General features: G+C 59.2%; 18 protein-coding genes and 2 pseudogenes. 9 read left to right on the forward strand and 11 right to left on the reverse strand.

Annotated features, from left to right (window positions below; translation table 11 throughout):
* Window positions 1-88: 88 nt before the first annotated feature.
* From ACYQ0Z_RS03265 to ACYQ0Z_RS03285, 5 genes and pseudogenes are all read right to left on the reverse strand, one after another.
* Window positions 89-718, reverse strand: a pseudogene (locus ACYQ0Z_RS03265) (PAS domain-containing protein); the annotation flags it as partial.
* Window positions 719-2,029, reverse strand: a complete 1,311-nt coding sequence (locus ACYQ0Z_RS03270; RefSeq protein ID WP_459864372.1) for a methyl-accepting chemotaxis protein — start codon at window positions 2,027-2,029, stop codon at window positions 719-721. It lies immediately after the preceding pseudogene.
* A 240-nt stretch (window positions 2,030-2,269) separates the two neighbouring features.
* The gene (locus ACYQ0Z_RS03275; protein ID WP_459864374.1) at window positions 2,270-3,919 is read right to left on the reverse strand and encodes a b(o/a)3-type cytochrome-c oxidase subunit 1; all 1,650 of its coding nucleotides are present in this window, start codon (window positions 3,917-3,919) and stop codon (window positions 2,270-2,272) included.
* 64 nt (window positions 3,920-3,983) lie between these two features.
* Complete coding sequence (locus ACYQ0Z_RS03280; protein ID WP_459864376.1) at window positions 3,984-4,454, reverse strand: cytochrome c oxidase subunit II; 471 nt, start codon at window positions 4,452-4,454, stop codon at window positions 3,984-3,986.
* 30 nt (window positions 4,455-4,484) lie between these two features.
* Window positions 4,485-4,646, reverse strand: a complete 162-nt coding sequence (locus ACYQ0Z_RS03285; protein ID WP_459864378.1) for a cytochrome c oxidase subunit 2A — start codon at window positions 4,644-4,646, stop codon at window positions 4,485-4,487.
* Between the two features lie 271 nt (window positions 4,647-4,917).
* Between ACYQ0Z_RS03285 and ACYQ0Z_RS03290 the strand changes: the two genes are divergently transcribed.
* The 3 genes from ACYQ0Z_RS03290 to ACYQ0Z_RS03300 are packed head-to-tail and all read left to right on the forward strand — an operon-like array spanning window position 4,918 to window position 7,117.
* On the forward strand, window positions 4,918-5,463 hold the full coding sequence (locus tag ACYQ0Z_RS03290; protein WP_459864380.1) for a DUF2249 domain-containing protein: 546 nt from the start codon (window positions 4,918-4,920) through the stop codon (window positions 5,461-5,463).
* A gap of 9 nt (window positions 5,464-5,472) precedes the next feature.
* Entirely contained in the window at window positions 5,473-6,789 is a 1,317-nt protein-coding gene (locus tag ACYQ0Z_RS03295) for a hypothetical protein (protein ID WP_459864382.1), read from the forward strand.
* 22 nt (window positions 6,790-6,811) lie between these two features.
* Window positions 6,812-7,117 carry a metal-sulfur cluster assembly factor gene (locus ACYQ0Z_RS03300; protein WP_459864384.1) on the forward strand — a complete coding sequence of 102 codons (306 nt, stop codon included), beginning with the start codon at window positions 6,812-6,814 and terminating at the stop codon, window positions 7,115-7,117.
* Window positions 7,118-7,231: 114 nt separating this feature from the next.
* Here ACYQ0Z_RS03300 and ACYQ0Z_RS03305 read toward each other — a convergent pair whose 3' ends face one another.
* The 5 genes from ACYQ0Z_RS03305 to ACYQ0Z_RS03325 form a co-directional block, all read right to left on the reverse strand.
* Window positions 7,232-8,881, reverse strand: coding sequence for a b(o/a)3-type cytochrome-c oxidase subunit 1 (locus tag ACYQ0Z_RS03305; protein ID WP_459864386.1), 1,650 nt, complete (start codon window positions 8,879-8,881; stop codon window positions 7,232-7,234).
* A gap of 150 nt (window positions 8,882-9,031) precedes the next feature.
* A complete protein-coding gene (locus tag ACYQ0Z_RS03310; protein ID WP_459864370.1) occupies window positions 9,032-10,258 on the reverse strand; it encodes an IS256 family transposase in 1,227 nt (408 codons plus the stop codon).
* A gap of 132 nt (window positions 10,259-10,390) precedes the next feature.
* Entirely contained in the window at window positions 10,391-10,867 is a 477-nt protein-coding gene (locus tag ACYQ0Z_RS03315) for a cytochrome c oxidase subunit II (protein WP_459864388.1), read from the reverse strand.
* Between the two features lie 27 nt (window positions 10,868-10,894).
* Window positions 10,895-11,056, reverse strand: coding sequence for a cytochrome c oxidase subunit 2A (locus ACYQ0Z_RS03320; protein ID WP_459864390.1), 162 nt, complete (start codon window positions 11,054-11,056; stop codon window positions 10,895-10,897).
* Between the two features lie 392 nt (window positions 11,057-11,448).
* A complete protein-coding gene (locus ACYQ0Z_RS03325) occupies window positions 11,449-12,678 on the reverse strand; it encodes a radical SAM/SPASM domain-containing protein (RefSeq protein WP_459864392.1) in 1,230 nt (409 codons plus the stop codon).
* A gap of 144 nt (window positions 12,679-12,822) precedes the next feature.
* Between ACYQ0Z_RS03325 and ACYQ0Z_RS03330 the strand changes: the two genes are divergently transcribed.
* The gene (locus ACYQ0Z_RS03330) at window positions 12,823-14,004 is read left to right on the forward strand and encodes a radical SAM protein (protein ID WP_459864394.1); all 1,182 of its coding nucleotides are present in this window, start codon (window positions 12,823-12,825) and stop codon (window positions 14,002-14,004) included.
* A gap of 33 nt (window positions 14,005-14,037) precedes the next feature.
* Window positions 14,038-14,730: a Crp/Fnr family transcriptional regulator gene (locus ACYQ0Z_RS03335; protein ID WP_459864396.1), complete on the forward strand. Its 693-nt coding sequence runs from the start codon at window positions 14,038-14,040 to the stop codon at window positions 14,728-14,730.
* Here the strand turns inward: ACYQ0Z_RS03335 and ACYQ0Z_RS03340 are convergent.
* Window positions 14,708-15,451: a YwiC-like family protein gene (locus ACYQ0Z_RS03340; RefSeq protein WP_459864399.1), complete on the reverse strand. Its 744-nt coding sequence runs from the start codon at window positions 15,449-15,451 to the stop codon at window positions 14,708-14,710. The genes ACYQ0Z_RS03335 and ACYQ0Z_RS03340 overlap by 23 nt on opposite strands.
* Window positions 15,452-15,677: 226 nt before the next feature.
* Between ACYQ0Z_RS03340 and ACYQ0Z_RS03345 the strand changes: the two genes are divergently transcribed.
* The 4 genes and pseudogenes from ACYQ0Z_RS03345 to ACYQ0Z_RS03360 all read left to right on the forward strand — a co-directional run bounded on the left by ACYQ0Z_RS03345 (window position 15,678) and on the right by ACYQ0Z_RS03360 (window position 18,923).
* Entirely contained in the window at window positions 15,678-16,388 is a 711-nt protein-coding gene (locus ACYQ0Z_RS03345) for a Crp/Fnr family transcriptional regulator (protein ID WP_459864401.1), read from the forward strand.
* A gap of 341 nt (window positions 16,389-16,729) precedes the next feature.
* A complete protein-coding gene (locus tag ACYQ0Z_RS03350; RefSeq protein WP_459865105.1) occupies window positions 16,730-16,852 on the forward strand; it encodes a hypothetical protein in 123 nt (40 codons plus the stop codon).
* Between the two features lie 56 nt (window positions 16,853-16,908).
* Window positions 16,909-17,222, forward strand: a pseudogene (locus ACYQ0Z_RS03355) (nitric-oxide reductase large subunit); the annotation flags it as partial.
* A 246-nt stretch (window positions 17,223-17,468) separates the two neighbouring features.
* Window positions 17,469-18,923: a cbb3-type cytochrome c oxidase subunit I gene (locus ACYQ0Z_RS03360; protein WP_459865108.1), complete on the forward strand. Its 1,455-nt coding sequence runs from the start codon at window positions 17,469-17,471 to the stop codon at window positions 18,921-18,923.
* Window positions 18,924-19,077: the final 154 nt, after the last annotated feature.

Here is a 19,077-nt window from a genome sequence, read left to right on the forward strand (position 1 = left end):
TTGATCCCAGGCGGTCGTGAAACAAGCGGCGATTGGGCAGGTCGGTTAGCGGATCATGAAGCGCCTGATGCTTGATCTGCTCTTCATACCGCTTCCGTTCGGTGATATCGGTAAACACGGCGACGTAATGGGTGATGCGGCCCTTCTCGTTTTTAATGGCACTAATGGTTAGCCATTCGGGATAGATTTCCCCGTTCTTGCGCCGGTTCCAAATTTCGCCTCGCCACTGCCCGGTCCGTCGCACGCTCTCCCACATCTGCCGGTAAAAGAACGCATCATGACGACCCGATTTGAGAAGGCGCGGGTTTTTCCCCCGCACCTCTTCCTCCGTGTAGCCGGTGATGGCCGTGAAGGCAGGGTTCACATACAGGATCGTCCCCTCGGCATCCGTAATCATGATGCCTTCCTGAGCATACTGGAACACGAATGAGGCCAGTCGCTGGGCCTCCTTCGCCGACCGGTTGGCAGCCATCAGGCGCTGAAATGTCATCCAACGAAGGACAAAGAAGAAAAACAGCAAACAGGCCCCAACAAGCAAGAGCACCGCCCACCACAGATGGTGTTGGACAAACGCCATCATTTTCTGCACCCAGAGAAACTTCCAGTTATACAGCAGCGCCATCCCCACCATAGCGCCCACCACAACCAAATCCAGGATCACATTTCGCCGCATCGACCGCTCCTCCGCTCGGCGTTCCGCATCGCACCCGTCCCACATCTACGACAGCCGGAACCGCTTGACCTCTTCCTGCAACCGGGAAGCCTCCCGGCGCATGGCCTCCGCCGCGGCGGCCACCTCCTGGATGAGGGCAGTCTGATGCTGAATGGTCGCCGCCACCTCCTGCGTCCCGGCCGACGTCTCCTCCGCTACCGCCGCCACCTCCTGCACGTCGCGGTACACGTCCTGCACACTCCGGGATTGCTGCATGGCAAATCCGGCGATGGCCTCCACCGACGCCGCCACCTCGCGCACCGTCTGCTCCATCCGCTCAAGGGCGACCATCGCCGACTCCCCGCGGCTGGCCTCTTCCGCCGCTTGGGCCGACGTCTGCGCCAGCTGTTCCGCAAAGCGGTCGATGGCCTCCTGCACCTGGCGGATGTTGGCGTGAATCTCTTGCACCGCCTGGGCGCTTCGTTCGGCCAGCTTGCGTACCTCGTTGGCGACAACGGCAAAACCCCGTCCCTGCTCGCCGGCACGGGCCGCCTCGATCGACGCGTTCAGGGCGAGGAGGTTGGTTTGCTGGGCCAGCTCACCCACAATGTCGGTGATTCCGGCGATGGCCCGGGAGCGCTCTTGCAGATGGGCAATCTCCGCTGCCACACGTTTCCCGGAAAGGGCCAGCGTCTGCAACCCCTGCACCAATTGGTGGACGGCATCCCCCGTCTCATCCAGCGTGCGCCGCATCGCCTCGGCCTGTTCCTTCGAGTACACGGCTTTCTCCTCGGCCTCTTGCGCCATTCGGGCCACGTCGTCCACCGCCTGCACCGCACGCTGGATGGCCTGGGCCACCTGTTCCGCCCCGCGCGCAATCTCTTCAACATTGCGACTAATCACGTCGGACTGTTCGGCCACGTCCTGCACCTTCCGCCCCACCGAATCGACGCGCTGTTCCGTTTCGGCGGTAAACCGCGCCACATTGCCCACCATGCGGCGCAGGTTTTCCACCATCTGGGCGAAGGATACCGCCAGCGTCGCCAGCTCGTCGCGGGAGCCGGGAGCGTCCACCGTCACGCGAAGATCACCGGTGGCCGCGGTGCGGGCCGACGCCTCGAGGACGTTCAGCGGCCGCACGATGTAGCTGGCCGCCAGATAGCCGAAGATGCCCATCCACACCACGCCCAAAAACAGGGTCAGCAACGTGAACACCTCAGCGCTGAGGAAACGGGTGAAGATCTCATCCAGGAAAAAGAGGATTAATGCGCTGGTGCCGTATGTGATGATGGAAAACAGCACGACGCCCAGCACCAGTTTGCGCTTGAGGCTGAACCGGTACCGCCGCTGAACGTCTTTCGGGATTTCGGACGGCAATGGCCCCTCCGAATGCGGCGACCGTGCCTGCGCCGGCCGCTCTGGCGGCGCGGTACGCGCGCTTGCTTGGGAATCCAAGGAAATCACTTTTTGTGCCGACTTTGCCATCACACCTTCACTCCTTTCTAATGAAAGTATTATCACAATTCCGGCTGCTTTGGAGAGCAGAAAGTAAACGACAGCGCCCGACCGATGATCGGGCGCTTGTTTCCGTAATGGGTCAACCCGTGAGCGTATCCGTTACCACAGCTTGTATCCCGGCGAACCGGGCGGCGCATGTTGGATCATGTCCAAAATCGGCTTGCCGTAGGCAATGAGGATCAACACGGCCAGCACGCCCACCCACAGCGGCCAGCGTTCGAAGACGGCCGGCGTCGGTTGGGCATCTGCAGAAGTCTCCGCCAGCGGGAACTCCGTTTCGCCTTTCGGAGCGGCGAACATCAGATAGAGGACAATGGCCACCATCAGCATCGCGGCGATGAACAGGAAGGCACCGCCAATGGCCATCAGCACGCGGAACGGTTCCCAGCTCTGCACGATGGGGTGATCGCCGTAGGTGGTGAAGGCCGTGCGCCGCGGCTCCCCGAGCAGTCCGACGAAATGCATCGCGCCGGACATGCACAACATGCCGATCGCCCACACCACGGTTTGCAGAATCCCCAGCCGGTTGACGCCCGCGGGCAAGGTGCGGCCGGTCAGGTACGGCACCAGCCAGTAGGCCACGCCGAAGTACGTCAGCACGGCAGCGGTACCCACGGTCAGGTGGAAGTGGCCCGTCACCCACAGGGTGTTGTGGACGACGGTGTTCAGTTGGTGGCTGGTGTTGATGATGCCGCCGGCACCTCCGGGAATGAAGAAGAGCATGCCGACAAACGGGGCGAAGAAGCGGACGTCCTTCCACGGCAACACCTTCACCCAGCCGAACAACCCCTTGGCACCCTTGGCCCGCCCGGCCAACTCAAAGGAGCCGGCCACCGAAAAGGCGGTCATCAACGAGGGGATGACAACCATCAGCGTCATGAAGACCTGGAGCAGCTTGAAGTTGTGGCTGATCCCCGGCTCCAGTAGCTGGTGATGGAACCCGACCGGTATCGAGTGGATAATGAACAGCGCGAAGGCCAGGCGCGCCAGCGCATCGCTGAACACTTTCCCGCCGATGATCTTCGGAATCACAACATACCATGCCACATAGGCCGCCAAGAGCCAGAAATACACCAGCGGATGGCCGAAAAACCAGAACAGCGTCCGGCTGAGCTCCACGTTGATCTTCTCCACCCAGCCGAGGGACCACGGAAGGAGCTGGAACAACACCTCTGCCGCCACGGCCAGAGTGGCGATGAACCAAATGAGGTACGTCACCACAGCCATGTACGCAAAGAGCGGCGACAGTTTTTGCCCCGTTACCTGCTTCCAGTGGCGGTACTGCAGGAAAATCCCCGCGCCGCTAATCCACGTTCCCACGACCAGCAACGCCAAGCCGATGTAAAACACCGGCGACGCCTGGAGCGGCGCATAGAAGGTATACAGCACCGTCGCCTTGTTCATCACGATGGTGTACGTGACGAGGGCCGTCCCGACCGTCATCACCCAGAAGCCGATCCAGCCCATGCGCCGAACCGGTTGGGTCAGCTGCCCCCCGAGGGTCTTGGCCACACCGGCGAAAAAGAACCCGATGATAAAATAGGTCGTCAGGCCCAGTGCCAGCAGCACGCCGTGGGCGGTCAGCAGCTGATAGTAGCCGATGCCCGCCGGCAGCTCAATCACACCGGTACGCTGCAGCACTTGCAGCAGACCGGCCATCGCCCCCAAAAACAGGGCTAGGAAAGCGACAAATACATAGGCCAAGCTCAGCCGCGCATCTTGGGGATGGGGTCGCGCGACACGTTCCATGTCCATCTCCCCTTTCTGGAAATCGCGGTCGCTCGACTTGAACGCTCCTCGTTTTCGGCTGCCGTCACTCGGTTACCTTGACTTTGGCCATCATCATTTGGTGGCCCACACCGCAATACTCGTTGCAGAGAATGAGATATTCCCCGGGTTTTTTAAACGTATAGGTCGTCTCCGAAACGTACCCCGGAATCACCATGGCGTTCACGTTCGTTTCGGGAATCTCAAAACCATGTACCACATCTTTTGTCGTGATTTTGAAGTGGACGGTAGACCCGGCGGGAACCTCGATCACGTTGGGCTGATACCCAAACGCCATCGCCACCAGTACCGCCTCGTACTCGTTGTCGCCCTTCTTGAACACGCCCGGCTGGTCAAACGGTGGCGTCTGGTCTACCTTGGTCGGATCAATCGTCTGGAACCCATGAGCGGGCATGAAGCCCTTAACAAACTGACCATAAAGAAGAACCAGAAAAAATGCCACAATCATGCTGACCCCAATCGCCAGCCATATCTTTTCATAGCGATGCAGGTGCATCCCGCCTGCCCCTCCTTTCGCTTCCCGCGTTTACCGCGAAAGATACAGGAAGAACACGGATAGCCAGCTGAGGAGGATAAACGCCCCAAGTCCTAACGCAAAGACAAACGTCCCCTTCAGCGTTTGCCCCTCTTCCTGGATGAGCGGCGTTTCCCGTTTGTCCAGCTGCGGACTGGTCTGCGTCGACCTCATCGGCACATCCCTCCTTCGCCTTACATTGGCCCTTTTGCACTACACTTATTGTAGAAGATTGGAAACAAACAGGTTGTGACAAATGTCACACAAAACACGGACATTCGTTACGATTCTTTGACAGCATTCGCGAACATGTGGAGCATCTCTGTAACTTTTCCGCATCGTAATGGAAAGATTTTTCTGTGACCCGCGTCATATTTTAGGCACCCCATTGGTCCTATACTAACGGGGAACAAAACGTGAACCATACGAAAGGGGATGGTTCAGCATGAACACCCCTCAACGGACGCCGCAAACGGTGGAACTTGACGTACGGCCGCACCTCGCACGCGGTGAAGAGCCGTTTGACTTGATCATGAAAACGGTCAAGTCCCTCGCCAAAGAAGACACCTTCATCCTGCACGCCCCGTTTAAACCTACCCCTCTGATTGGCGTGATGAAATTGAAGGGGTTCGTCCATCGTGCGGAACAAGTGGAACCAAAGCATTGGGTGGTTACCTTCGTGCACAAAAGCCGGGCCCGCGAAGGGATACCACAAGAGGAAACAGGAAAGCACGTAACCGAAACGACCACAGACCGGGAGCCGAAGGTACACGTTTTGGACAACCGCGGCCTCCAGCCGCCAGAACCGATGGTGCGGACGCTCAGCCTGCTCAACCGCGTCCCTCACGGTGATACGGTGATCATCCACAACGATCGCGTTCCCGTCTTTTTGCTGCAGGAGCTGGACGAACTGGGCTTCCCGTACACCGTCGAGGAGCTGGAAGACGGGTCCGCGCGCGTGACAATTCGCAAAACGGCGCCGAAAGGATGACCGTTACCGATGGAAAGCCATTTGTCATCCCACGGGAACGAAGCGCCGCGTAAACGAACCAAAACCTATACCCACCCCAATCCCAACCGAACGTCCTTTCGCATTCCGTTTCTGTTTCTGAACACCGCGCTGGTGCTGTTTGCCGTTTTCCATTTCCTTGCCCTCGCCACAGGATACGGCTGGCTCGACTCTCATCCTCGTTCGCCCGGCACATGGGCAGCCGCGCACCTTTTTGTCCTGGGATGGGCAACGATGACGGCCATGGGCGCAGCATATCAGCTCTTGCACGTCGTATTGCAGACGAAGCTCCACAGCGAACAGCTCGCTTATGTCCATTACGCCTTTTTTGCCCTTGGCGTGGCGGGACTTATCCTCGCATTCCGCGCCTTTTCCCCGACAGCGATTACCGCATTCGGCACGCTAACAGCGTGCGGCATCGCCCTTTTTACATGGAATTTGGCCCGTACGTTGCATCACGCCCGCCAGTGGAACAGCATCACCCTCAGCACCGCCGGTGCCCTGGTCTTTCTCGTACTGGCTGCGTTGACCGGTGTCGCCATGGGAGCAAACTACTGGCTCGGCGCAGGAAACACCCTTCACGCGCGGCTGTTCACCGCGCACCTGTGGTTCGGCCCCATCGGCTGGTTCGGGTTGCTCATCACCGGCTACACCTACAAGCTGCTCCCGATGTTCTACCTCGCCCACGGCTATCCGCGTCGGCTGGAAGGCATCGTGTTCCTTCTGTGGAGCGCAGCGGTACTCGTCGGCGCCCTCGGAGCGCTTGTCGGCGGGGGCGCAGGCACACAGGCAGTTGCAGGTTTCTTGCTTGTCCTGGCGCTGATCACCTTTGTCCGCCACATTGCGGTAATCCTTCGCCACCGCCATAAGGCCAACCCCGGATCCGGCATCGCCTGGTCCGTGTGGGCGGCGCGCGGCATCACCGTTGCCGCCGTACTGGCATTTTTGGTGGCCGTCTTCTTTCCCCAGGCCGCATCCGCCCCGCGCGCGGTTCATCTGGTTGGATTTGTGTACCTATGGGGATGGGTCGGTTTCACCATTCTCGGCTACTTGTCCAAAATCGTGCCGTTCCTGTGGTGGACGCACAAATACGGCCCCAAGGTTGGGAAGGAGCCGGTACCGTCGCTGGCCGATCTCTTGAAGGATCGCCTTGTCGGCCGCACGCTGGCGACAATGGGCCTCGCGTTTCTCCTCTTCATCGCCGCGTTGGCTGCCGGATGGATCCCTCTGGCCAAAGCCTCCGGCATGGTTTTGTCGCTTGCCGCGCTGGGGTACACGGTGTTGCTTGCGAAAACCTTCACGAAATAGGAAACAAAAGGGGGGAACCCCAATGGCCACGCTCACCAAGACCGACGTAGAAAACCTGCTTCGACAAGTGGTCGACCCGGAGCTGGGTGTCAACATCGTTGACCTGGGCCTGATCTACGGCATCGACATCACCGAGGGCAACGTCACGGTCACGATGACGCTGACCACCCCCGGTTGTCCCCTACATGAAGCGATGATCACCGGCGTAGAAGAAACGCTCCGCCGCCACCCGGCCGTTCGTGACGTACATGTGCAAATCGTTTGGTCGCCGCCGTGGACGCCGGAAAGAATGTCGGAAACGGCGAAACGGCAATTGGGGCTCGGGTAAGGACTCTCTCCCACAACAAGTAAAGGCCCCGGGAAACTCCCGGGGCCAACGTGGTTTATCTGTTTTCTCCTTCGACCCGGAACGGCTCGCATCCCCATCAACCGGTCACCTCGCTTACCAGAGCACGAACCCCGGCGAACCGGGTGGCGCGTGCCGGATGGTGTCCAAGATCGGTCGGCCGTAGGCGATCAGGATCAGAACCGCCAGCACCGCCACCCATAGGGACCAGCGCTCCAACCAGACGGGTGTTTCGTGGGCCTCCTCCACCGTTTCGGCCATCGGGAATTCCGTCCGGCCCCTCGGCGCGACAAACATGAGATAGGAAGCGAGGAACACCATCAGCAGCGCACCGAGGAAGAGAAAGACGCCACCCACCGCCATCATCGCGCGATACGGCTCCCAGCTCTGCACAATGGGATGGTCGCCATAGGTAGTGAAGGCCGTACGGCGCGGTTCACCGAGCAACCCGACAAGATGCATGGCGCCGGACATCAACAGCATGCCCACCGACCAGAGGCCAGTCTGCACGATGCCCAGCCGATTGACGGTCGGCGTGAGGGTACGCCCTGACAAGTACGGGATCAGCCAATAGGCCACGCCAAAGTAGGTCAGCACGGCCGTCGTCGCCAGCGTCAAGTGGAAGTGGCCGACCACGAACAGGGTGTTGTGCACCACAGTGTTCAGCTGGTAACTGGCGAGGATGACCCCGCCGGTCCCGCCGGGAACGAACATCGCCATACCAACAAAGGGGGCAAGAAAGCGTACATCGCGCCAGGGAAGCATCTTGATCCACCCGAACAACCCCCTGGCCCCTTTGGCCCGGCCGGCCAGCTCAAAGGCCCCGGCGATGGCGAAGGCGGTCATCAGGGAAGGCACGACCACCATCAGGGTGAGGAAGACGTGCAACAGCTTCCATCTGCTGTCCAACCCGGGCTCCAAGAACTGGTGATGGATGCCCACGGGGATCGACAGCAAAATGAAGAGCGCAAAGGCCAGGCGCGCCAGCGCATCGCTGAACACCTTGCCGCCGATGATTTTGGGAATGACCACGTACCACGCCGTGTAGGCCGCTAGGAGCCAAAAGTACACCAGCGGGTGCCCAAAGTACCAGAACAGCGTTCGGCTTAGCAGGACGTTAATTCGTTCCACCCAGCCGAAGGACCACGGGATGAGCTGCAACACCACCTCCGCCACCACACCCAACGTGGCAATGATCCAGATCAGGTACGTCGCGACAGCCATATACGCAAAAAGCGGCGAAAGTTTTTTACCCGTTGCCTGCTTCCAGTGCCGGTACTGAAGGAAAATGGCCCCCCCGCTGATCCAACTGCCCACTACCAACAACGCCGTACCGACGTAAAAGGACGGCGACGCTTGCAGCGGAGCATAGAAGGTGTAGAGCACCGTGCCCTTGTTCACCACGATGGCATAGGTGGCCAGGGCCGTCCCCACCGTCATCATCCAGAAGCCCACCCAGCCCAGCTTCCGTGCCGTCACGGTGAGGCGACCGCCGAGGGTTTTCGCCACTCCGGCCAGGAAAAAACCAATAATGAAGTAGGTTGTCAGCACCAGCGCCAGGAGCACCCCGTGGGCAGTGAGCAGCTGATAGTAGCCGATACCCGCCGGGAGTTCGATCATCCCGGTGCGCTGCAGCACCTGCAACAGTCCCGCCAGTGCGCCAAGAAACAGCGCGACAAACGCCACCCCAATGTAAGCCAGACACAGGCGCGCATCCTTGGGGTGAGGATCCGATACACGTTCCATGTCTCCCTCTCCTTTCCCGCCAACGGTTTTGTCCACGACACGACAATCCTGCAGCCGATTGGATCAAGTCCAAATTTCTGTGTAAAATTGCCCCTCGGCTCGAACGGGCTTATCCCAAGAAATTACATACGGTCGGTAAGGGAATGGCCCCTAGCTGACCCGCACCACTTTCGCAGACGCTTCGGCCTCCTGAGCGGCACGCCATTCCAGGTATTCGGTCATGCCCAAATACTTTTTGCCGCTGGCCCACTTCTCGTCAATCTCCATCAGCAAAGCACCCAAAAGCCGCAAGGCGGACTCGCGGTTGGGGAAGATCCGAATCACTCGTTCACGGCGCCGAATCTCCTCATTCAGCCGTTCAACGGCGTTGGTGGTGCGCAGCCGCCTCCGGTACTTTTCTGGCAACGCCAAGACCGCCGTCGCGTCTTCAAAACCGGCTTCCAGGATCGCCATCGCTTTCGGTGCCTTCTCCTCGTACGCCTTCAGCGTTTGCTTCAGGAGTTGCCGTGCCGTCTCCATATCCGGTGCCTCCAGGATGGCCCGTACCCGGCCATGGACCTCCTCCTGCAGCGGTTTTGGTGTAGCATCGAGAATGTTTCGCACAAAGTGCGTCTGGCACCGCTGCCAGGTTACGCCCTGAAAGTGCCGCCGAATGGCGCGTACGAGCCCGCGATGGTCATCCGACACCACCACATCAACACCATGCAGCCCGCGGCTTTTCAACCAGCTGAAAAACTCGCCCCAGCTGGCTTCCGACTCGCTGTCGCCAAGCATCAGGCCCAACACCTCACGATATCCCTCGGTGTTGATGCCAATTCCGATAAGCGCGCCGCGTGACCGGACGCGCCCCTCTTCGCGTACCTTCAGCACCAGCGCGTCGACGAGGACAAAGGGATAGGCCTTCTCTTCAAGCGACCGGTTGTTCCATGCCTTGACCACCGGATCCAGCCGCTTGCACAGCTCCGAGATGGTGGATTTCGAGAACTCCGTACCGCACAGCTCCTGCGTGATCTGTTCAATTTTGCGCGTCGATACCCCGTTCACCACCATTTCCATTAAGGCCAACACCAGCGCCTGTTCGCTCCGTTGATAACGGGCAAACAGCTCCGTCGAAAACTTCCCGTTTCGAAACCGCGGAACCCGAAGCGTGAGGGTACCCACCCGGGTCGTGAGCTGATGCGGATACGTCCCATTGCGGTATCCCTGGCGTTCTTCCGTCCGTTCATAGGGCTCTGCACGCAGCTGCTCCGTGGCCTGAGCTTGCAAAATTTGATTCAAGACGGACTCCAGGAGCTTGGCGAGCGCATCGTCTTTCGTGTCGCGGAGAAAAAGTTGATGCAAAAGCTGTGCATCTACGGTAATCTGATAGTGAGCCATTTCGATCCCCTCTCCCTTTTTGGTTTTTGTGGGTTCAAGCTCCATTCTAACCGAGGGGGATTGGAAATGGCTCTCTGACTTTTTTCAGAGAGTCCTTTTTACACAAGAATATGGACTCAACTGCCGATTGGGCTAACCTTGCCCGATCACCCTCACTTTGCCCATCATCATGTGATGTCCCACGCCACAATACTCGTTGCACAGGATGAGGTACTCGCCGGGCTGTTTGAAGGTGTAGGACGTTTCCGTCACGTGCCCCGGAATGACCATCGCATTGACCCGCGTCATCGGGATTTCAAAGCCGTGCACCACGTCCTTCGACGTCACCTTGAAATGCACAGTGGACCCGACGGGTACCTCGATCACATTCGGGTTGAATCCAAACGCCATCGCCACCAAGACGACCTCGTAGTCCTTCTCGCCCTTCTTGAACACCCCCGGACGATTGAAGGGCAGCGTCTGGTCCACCTTGGTCGAATCGATCGTGGTGAAGCCATGGGCGGGCATAAACCCCATGACGTACTGGCTGTAGACCAGCAGCAAGAAAAACACCACCAACGCACCCACGCCGATCATCAACCAAATCTTTTCGTAGCGGTGCATTTCCATCTGCGGTCCCTCCTTCCCATATGGCGCCTACAGCGATAGATAAAGGAAATAAACGACCAGCCAGCTCACAACAATGAAGGCACCGAGCAGTATTGCAAAGACAAACGTCCCCTTGACCGATACGTTCCCCTCTTGCGGCACTGCCTTCGTTTCCACCGAGGGCGGTGCATCGCTACGCTTTTTCGACATATCCGGCCCTCCTTCGTGGTGATCGGAAACTGACCCACAGGGAACCGCGGAGGGCAATGGTTTTCAATTTTTCGATTCTTGTTCGCCAACGCTGCCCTCCGGGCCGCCTCGTGGTTGAGGAGGAATGTGTATCCCGTTCTTCAACAGAATAACCGGTTTCCGGCACACCTATACTTCATTCCCACTAAGCCACCAGACAATCCCAGAACAACGCGAGCGGCATGCTCCGGCCAATCGCCGTACCGGAACCGGCTGCTTTCGGGAGCGAAGTCGAGAATTCGGTCCCCGGTTGCCCACAAAAAAAAACGAGGCCCCGGGCAACATCCCAGGGCCAACCGGTTTCACCGTGCTGCCGATGGTTTCTCCACTGACCCCATACGCCGGGTTTGCCATCAATGCGCTTCCGCCTGCGCCTTCTCTCCCCCTTGCTCCCACGCCGGCGGCACATAGGCGCACGACGGGTCGCTGGCCAACGGGTCGCCGGTGACAGCATACGCCCGCGCCCGCGAACCGCCGCAGATGGTACGGTACTCGCATACCCCGCACTTCCCTTTGAGCCGCTCCGGATCGCGCAGGGCAACAAAAGTAGGATGGTGGCGGTAGATGTCGGCCAGGGGCCGCTCGCGCACATTGCCGCACACCAGAGGCAGAAAGCCGCTCGGACACACCTCACCGATATGGGAGATAAAAACAAAGCCGTTGCCGTCATTGACGGCGCGCGGGGCCCGCAGCTCGCGCTGACGCCCGGCCAGCCAGGGCGGTAGGCCTGACGGTTCGTTCCTGTCCGGACCGCCGGTTACGCCTTCGGCCGCGGCAGGCCACCGCGAGTCGTTCGACAGGGCGCCGGTCGGCCCAGTAGAAGGCGGCGAGGTGGGCGCCAGTCCACCCGGCGCACCGTTCCGCGCCTTCGCCTTGGCCCGCTGGAGCACCACACGGCGGTAGTGGGGAGCCGCCGTCGCCTTGATGTCAAATGGCACCCGCTCGGCCAAGTCGGCCAGCCAGTGGAACACCCGCTCATGCTCCTCGGCGGAGATCATGTCCGCCAGCTTGCCCCGTCCCGTGGGAACGAGGAAAAAGACACTCCACATCACCACGCCCATTCCTTCGAGGAGCCGGGCAATGTTCGGCAGGTCGTCGAGGTTGTACCGGCTGACGGTGGTGTTGATCTGAAGAGGCATACCCAGCCGGCGCAGGGTTTCGATCGCGCGCATCGTCAAATCGAAGGAGCCCCGCGTACCGCGGAAGGCGTCGTGGATCTCGGCCGTCGACCCGTCGAGGCTGAACGCCCAGCGGTCAAGCCCGATTTCCTTGGCCTGGCGCATCGCCTTTTCCGTCACCCGCGGCGTGGCGCTGGGCGTAAGGGAGACGATCAGGCCCTGCTCTTTGGCGTATTCGGCCAACGCAAACAGGTCCTCGCGCATCAGCGGGTCACCGCCGGTGAAGACTAAGAGAGGAGCGCCCAGGTCGCGAATCTGGCGGATGAGGGCCTTGCCCTCTTCCGTCGAGAGCTCGCGCGGATCGCGACGGTATTGCGCCTCGGCCCGGCAGTGCAGGCACTTGAGGGCACAGGCGCGGGTCACTTCCCAAATGGCCACAAAGGGCGAACGGGCAAAGTCCAGCAAAGGGGGTCCCTCCTTCCCGTCTCCACCGTAACAAAGTTTCCCCGGTCATAGTATGACATTCGTCACACTCCTGCAGCGGCCGTTGGGGTACAATGACACCAATGAATCAGATCCGCAAAGTGGGAACAAGGAGTGTGACCTCCGATGCTAAACGTTTCCCATCTCCTCGCCGACGTCGCCTCCTTCGGCGACCGGCTGCGCTACACGCCGCGTTCCGTCGGCCAGCGGCACGGCACCCACGAAGGGGCCGGTCCGGTGGTGGTGTGGAACATCACGCGCACGTGCAACCTGCGTTGCCTCCACTGTTACGCAAACTCGGAAAACAAAAAATACGACGGCGAGCTGACGACCGAAGAAGCCCTTGCCGTCATTGACGACCTGGCCGCGCTGCGCGTGCCGGTGATCCTCTTTTCCGGCGGGGAACCGTTCGTTCGCCCGGACATCCTCGATCTGGCTCGGTACGCCGTCGAAAAGGGCATCCACGTCACCTTTTCCACCAACGGCACGCTGATCGACGAGGAGCTGGCCAAGGCGATCAAGGCCATCGGTGTCGGCTACGTCGGGATTAGCCTCGACGGGATCGGTGACGTGCACGACCGCTTCCGCCGCAAGAAGGGCGCCTTTGACGCCGCCCTGCGCGGCATCCGAAGCTGCCTGAACCAAGGGGTGAAGGTGGGCCTGCGTTTCACAATTAACCGTCACAACGCAGACCAACTGGACGCCATCTTTGACCTGATCGAAGAGGAAGGCATCCAGCGGGCCTGCTTCTACCATCTCGTCTATACCGGACGCGCCTCGGCGGAAGACGACATTTCTCCCGAGGAGACGCGCCAGATTCTCGACACCCTGTTCGCCCGTGTTGAGGACTTCGCCCGGCGTGGCCTTCAAAAGGAAATCCTCACCGTCGACAACCACGCCGACGGCGCCTATCTCTACTTGCGGGTCATGCAAAAAGACCCCGCCAAGGCGGATGCCATTTACGAGAAGCTGCGCTTTGCGGGGGGCAACCGGTCAGGGATTGCCATTGCCAACATCGACCACCGCGGCTTCGTCCACCCCGATCAGTTCACGCCCTACGTCACCGTGGGCAATGTGCGGGAAACCCCCTTTTCGGTACTGTGGCGGGACAACCCCCACCCGATGCTCCAGAAACTGCGCAACCGCAAGCCGCTCCTCAAGGGGCGGTGCGCCGGCTGCCGGTTCCTCGACATCTGCAACGGCAATTTCCGCGCCCGGGCCATGGCCGTACACGGCGATTTCTGGGCGGAAGACCCGGCGTGCTTTCTGACCGACGAGGAAATTTATGAGGGACGGCGGGCAACCTGACCCTGCCGTCCCCCATACGTGTCAACCGAGGTGATGGGCGTGTCCCAATTGATCCCACACCTGCGCAACGTTTCCCTGTTTCGCGACCTCACCGAAGAGGAGCTGGAACGGATCGCGGCCATCGCCATCCCCCGCTCCTTCCCCAAAAAAGCGGTGATCTTCAATGAGGGCGGTACGCGCGAGGCCGTCTACGTGATCATCGACGGCCTGGTCAAGACGTTTAAGGTGGACGAAAACGGCCACGAACAGATTATTTCCCTCTTGACGACGGGCGATATGTTCCCTCACACCGGGTTTTTCGACCAGAGCCCCTACCCGGCAACGGCCGAAACCGTTGTGCCGACCCGCGTTTTCGCCATCCCGGTCCGCTCCTTTGAACAGCTTCTGCTGTCGACACCGACCATCGCCGTGAAGGTGCTGCGCGTGCTCGGGGCCAAAATCCGCGAACTGCAGGAAAAGCTGCAGGAACTCTCCACCCAGGACGTGCGGCATCGCCTCACGGCCATCCTCCTGCGGCTGGCCGCCACGCACGGAAGTACGCAAAACGGGGCAGTGGTGCTGCGCCTCCCCGTTACCCACCAGGACCTGGCCAACATGGCGGGCACGACGCGTGAAAGCGTCAATCGCCTGCTCAACGACCTGCGCCGCCAGCGGATTCTCGACATGACGCGCCAGCACATCATCCTCTACGACGTGGAGGCCCTCAAAGCGTGGGCCAATTCGTGACGGAAAGTACCACCACCGAGAGCACAAGGAAAACCACCGAACCCGCAATCTCAATAAGTCCCACGTGGATCGGGCGCATCACCTTCCCGCCCCACACGAAGGCCCGCACGGCCGCAAAGGCATAGGGCAGCACGAGCAAGGGCTCCATGAGAGCCAGGCACCCCACGAGCAGCACATGGTATCCTTTTGAAGCACGGAGCCACTGCGCGTTTTTTCGCTCCCGGAACACGGTCTTGACGAAAAAGACGCTGCCCACGAAATAGAGCACACACATCCCCGCGACCCACAGGGCCATCCGGTCCCATGTTCCCGCGCCGACGACATAAGCTGCCGCAGCGCCGACGCAAAAGGCCAAGATGGCACAGACGTCGTTGACGAAGGACCGCTCGTTGCGTCGGTACGCAAACCAGCTGTTGACGGCAAACAATCCCCCAAGCACGGGCCCGGCCCACAACAGCGACGGGTGGGAAACCAGCGGCGGAATGGCGAATATCAACCCCGCTGCCCAGTAGCCCACCGACCAGCGGAACAGTCGCTGCCGATCGCCCCCGCCTCGCCGCGCAAGCATCAGGCGGAAGGGATAGGCCCCCAGGTAGAAACACAACCAAGCGAGAAACAGCGGAAGGTGCAGCCACGTGGGTCCTCCCACCACCATGCCGAGGAGAAAGGGGACGGAGACCATCGCCCATCCGCCGTGCTCGTGCGGAACGAGTAGCTTCATCACAACCCCTCCTGCTTCTTCTACCCGGACGTTGGTCGTCCGCTGCGCATGTCCTCTTCTTCTGCTTCCATGGTATCCCGAAAATCCGCCACGAGATTGTGACAGACGTCACAGCTTCGCAAATCTTCACGTTCCGATTGCCTGCTATAGTGTCAGTAGGAGGGAATTCATCCGACCTTCGCAATCCCCATCGGGTTTGTCGAAGCGCCGAACTGGAGGGACCACCATGTCCACATCGGTCGTTGGAAAGCGCTTTGTCGATTTCGTCCGCCCGGATCAGTTTGAACGGCTTCTCGCCATTATGACACCCAAAAAGGTGCGCAGCGGAACGTACCTGTTCCAGGACGAAGATTGGACCGAATATCTTTACTACATTCACGAAGGCACCGTCAAGATCACCAAGAACACCGACAGCGGAGAAGAGATCACCTTCACCATCAAGCATGCCGGCGACCTTGTCGGCGATCCCTGCACGCTGTCCCACGCCCTCAACCTGACGAACGCCATCGCGATCACCGATGCCTCCCTCGGGGTCATCCGCAAGGGGGAACTGGAATTTTTGTTCTACCGTCATCCCGATTTGGCCATTGCCTTTTTGCAGTGGATGTCCATCACGAAACGCGTCCTGGAAACCAAGATGCGCGATCTCCTGGTGTACGGCAAGACCGGCGCCCTTGCGTCAACGCTCATCCGCCTGTGCAATTCCTGTGGCCGAACGACAGAAGAGGGCATCCTCATCGCCTTGAAGCTGACCAACCAGGACCTGGCCAACTTTATCGGCGCCAGCCGGGAAAGCGTCAATCGCATGCTGAACAAGTTGAAAGCCGAAGGCACCCTCAGCACGCGCGCCGGCCACCTGGTGGTGCACGACCTTCAACGATTGCGGGCGATGTGCCATTGCGACGGGCAGTGCCCGGCGGAAGTCTGTGTGATCTAGCGCGACGTTTTCACCCGAACGCAGCGGAAACGCGGCGGAAGTCGCTTCAGACCAAACTCCCTCGGTGCCAACGCAGCCGAGGGAGTTCTTTTTCCGGCTGGAATGCGAAAAGGATGCCGCGAAAAGGCTCCCGTACGTTGTCTACATACAGAAGCGGCAGAAGCCGCTTCTGTATTTTTTTGGGTGCATATCACACCTCTTTAGCTGGGAATTCTAGTTAATGATGACCATTTTTTGGTGGGAGCTCTATGCGTTACACCAAACTGTGGGTCAGTTTAGCGCTTGTTATTCTTTTATCCTTTGCTGTGCTTGGATACTACGGGGGAAAAATTTACCAAGTAATGCCGCCGATTCCGCAGAGGGTCGTCACCACAACAGGAACCGTTCTGTTTACAGGCGACGACATCCGAGAAGGCCAAAATGTATGGCAGTCGATAGGGGGACATGCCATCGGCTCTGTTTGAGGCACGGCGCCTACGTCGCCCCCGACTGGACGGCCGACTGGCTGCACCGAGAATGCATGTGGTTCCTGAATTATTGGGCCAAGGAAGAATACCAAAAACCGTACGACGCGCTTGGGGATGAGGAAAAATCGGTTCTGCAGGCGCGTCTAAAAAAGAAATGCGAACCAATACCTACAACCCGACGACCGGCGATTTGGTGATCTCTCCCCTGCGCGCTCAAGCCTACCAGGCCATCAGCCAACACTACACCGCGCTCTTCACCGATGATCCAAAGCTAGCGAAACTCCGGGAAGCGTACGCGATTCCGGACAACGTCATCAAAGACGAAAGCCGCCTTCAGGCGCTGAACGCGTTCCTCTGGTGGGCGACGTGGGCATGTGCTACCAATCGACCGGGTGAAGAGATTACGTACACAAACAACTGGCCCCATGAACCGCTCATCGGCAATACGTTAACAGGATCCATGGTGGTATGGTCCGTCATCAGCTTTGTTTTGCTTCTGGCAGGAATCGGTGCACTGGCCTGGTACTATGCCGTGCAAAAACACAGACATGAGGATAGCGCCGAAACCTATCCGGAAAAAGATCCTTTGCTCGCCTTGTCACCAACACCCTCTATGAAAGCCACGCTAAAGTATTTCTGGCTTGCAGCAGCCCTGTTTATCATCCAGATTGGGCTTGGGGTCATCACGGCGCACTACCAGGTGGAAGGATCGGGTTTTTACGGGATCCCCCTCGCCGAATGGATTCCCTATGCGGTGACGAGAACGTGGCACACGCAACTCGGTATCTTCTGGATTGCGACCGCCTGGCTTGGAACCGGCTTGTTCATGGCCCCTGCGGTATCGGGATATGAGCCGAAAGGGCAGCGCTTTTTTGTGAATTTCCTTTTCGTGTGCCTGGTCATCATTGTAGTAGGCAGCCTTGCCGGCCAGTGGCTGGCGATCATGCAGCGGATCCCCGATCTGAAGACCAATTTTTGGTTTGGACACCAGGGATATGAGTACACTGATATTGGACGTTTTTGGCAACTATTCTTGACGGTCAGGCTTTTCCTCTGGTTCTTCCTGATGGCACGGGCCTTGTGGCCTGCGTTCAAAAAAGCGCGGGAAAACCGCCATTTGTTGGGGCTCTTCCTGCTGGCTTCTCTGGCCATTCCCGTGTTTTACATTCCGGGGCTCATGTGGGGGCAGCAATCCCATTTGGCCATCGCCGAGTATTGGCGGTGGTGGGTCGTTCACCTATGGGTTGAAGGGTTTTTCGAAGTCTTTGCCACCACCGTGATCGCCTTCTTGTTTACGCGCATGGGATTGCTCCGTATCTCGACCGCAACGGCTTCCGTGCTCTTCTCTACCATCGTGTTTCTGTTCGGGGGGATTATTGGGACATTTCACCACCTGTACTTTAGTGGAACCCCCATCGGCGTTTTGGCGTTTGGGGCAACCTTTAGCGCTCTCGAAGTCGTCCCTCTCGTCTTGATTGGGTTTGAGGCATATGAAAACCTCACGCTCAGCCAGGCGCGCCCCTGGGTGTCAGCGTACAAGTGGCCCATCTACTACTTTGTAGCCGTTGCATTTTGGAATTTGGTCGGCGCTGGGCTTTTCCGCTTCTTCATCAACCCCCCGGTTGCCCTGTACTACATGCAGGGGCTGAATACAACGCCGGTGCACGGACACACCGCCCTCTTTGGAGTCTATGGCATGCTGGGTATCGGGCTCATGCTCTTCTGCATGCGGGGACTCACGACCCAAAAGAAATGGAAAACCAGGCCGCTCAAATTCTCGTTTTGGGCCATTAACATTGGACTGGCGCTCATGGTGCTGCTCAGCCTCTTGCCCGTTGGCGCTCTCCAAACATGGGCAAGCGTGGAACACGGGATGTGGTACGCGCGTTCGGCAGAGTTCTTGCAACGCCCCATTATCGAAACCTTTGTTTGGCTAAGGATCATCGGTGACACCATCTTTGCCATTGGCGCGCTCGTGCTGGGCTGGTTCATTGTGGGGCTCAAAACCGGCTGGTCCTTAGAAGATGAACCGCATCTGCCGTACACCCAGGAACAACCGACACGCTAACCTATAAGGTTGACGAATGGAAAAACGACCGCGAGCCTTATGATCCGAGGCTCGCGGTCGTTTATGGTATTGAAAACCTGAACCGGAACTGGGTCTGACCGTTGACTTTGGTTCCGCAGAAAACGATACTGGACTTGGAACGCCTGGCGGGACG

The organism is Calditerricola yamamurae (genome assembly GCF_054654135.1).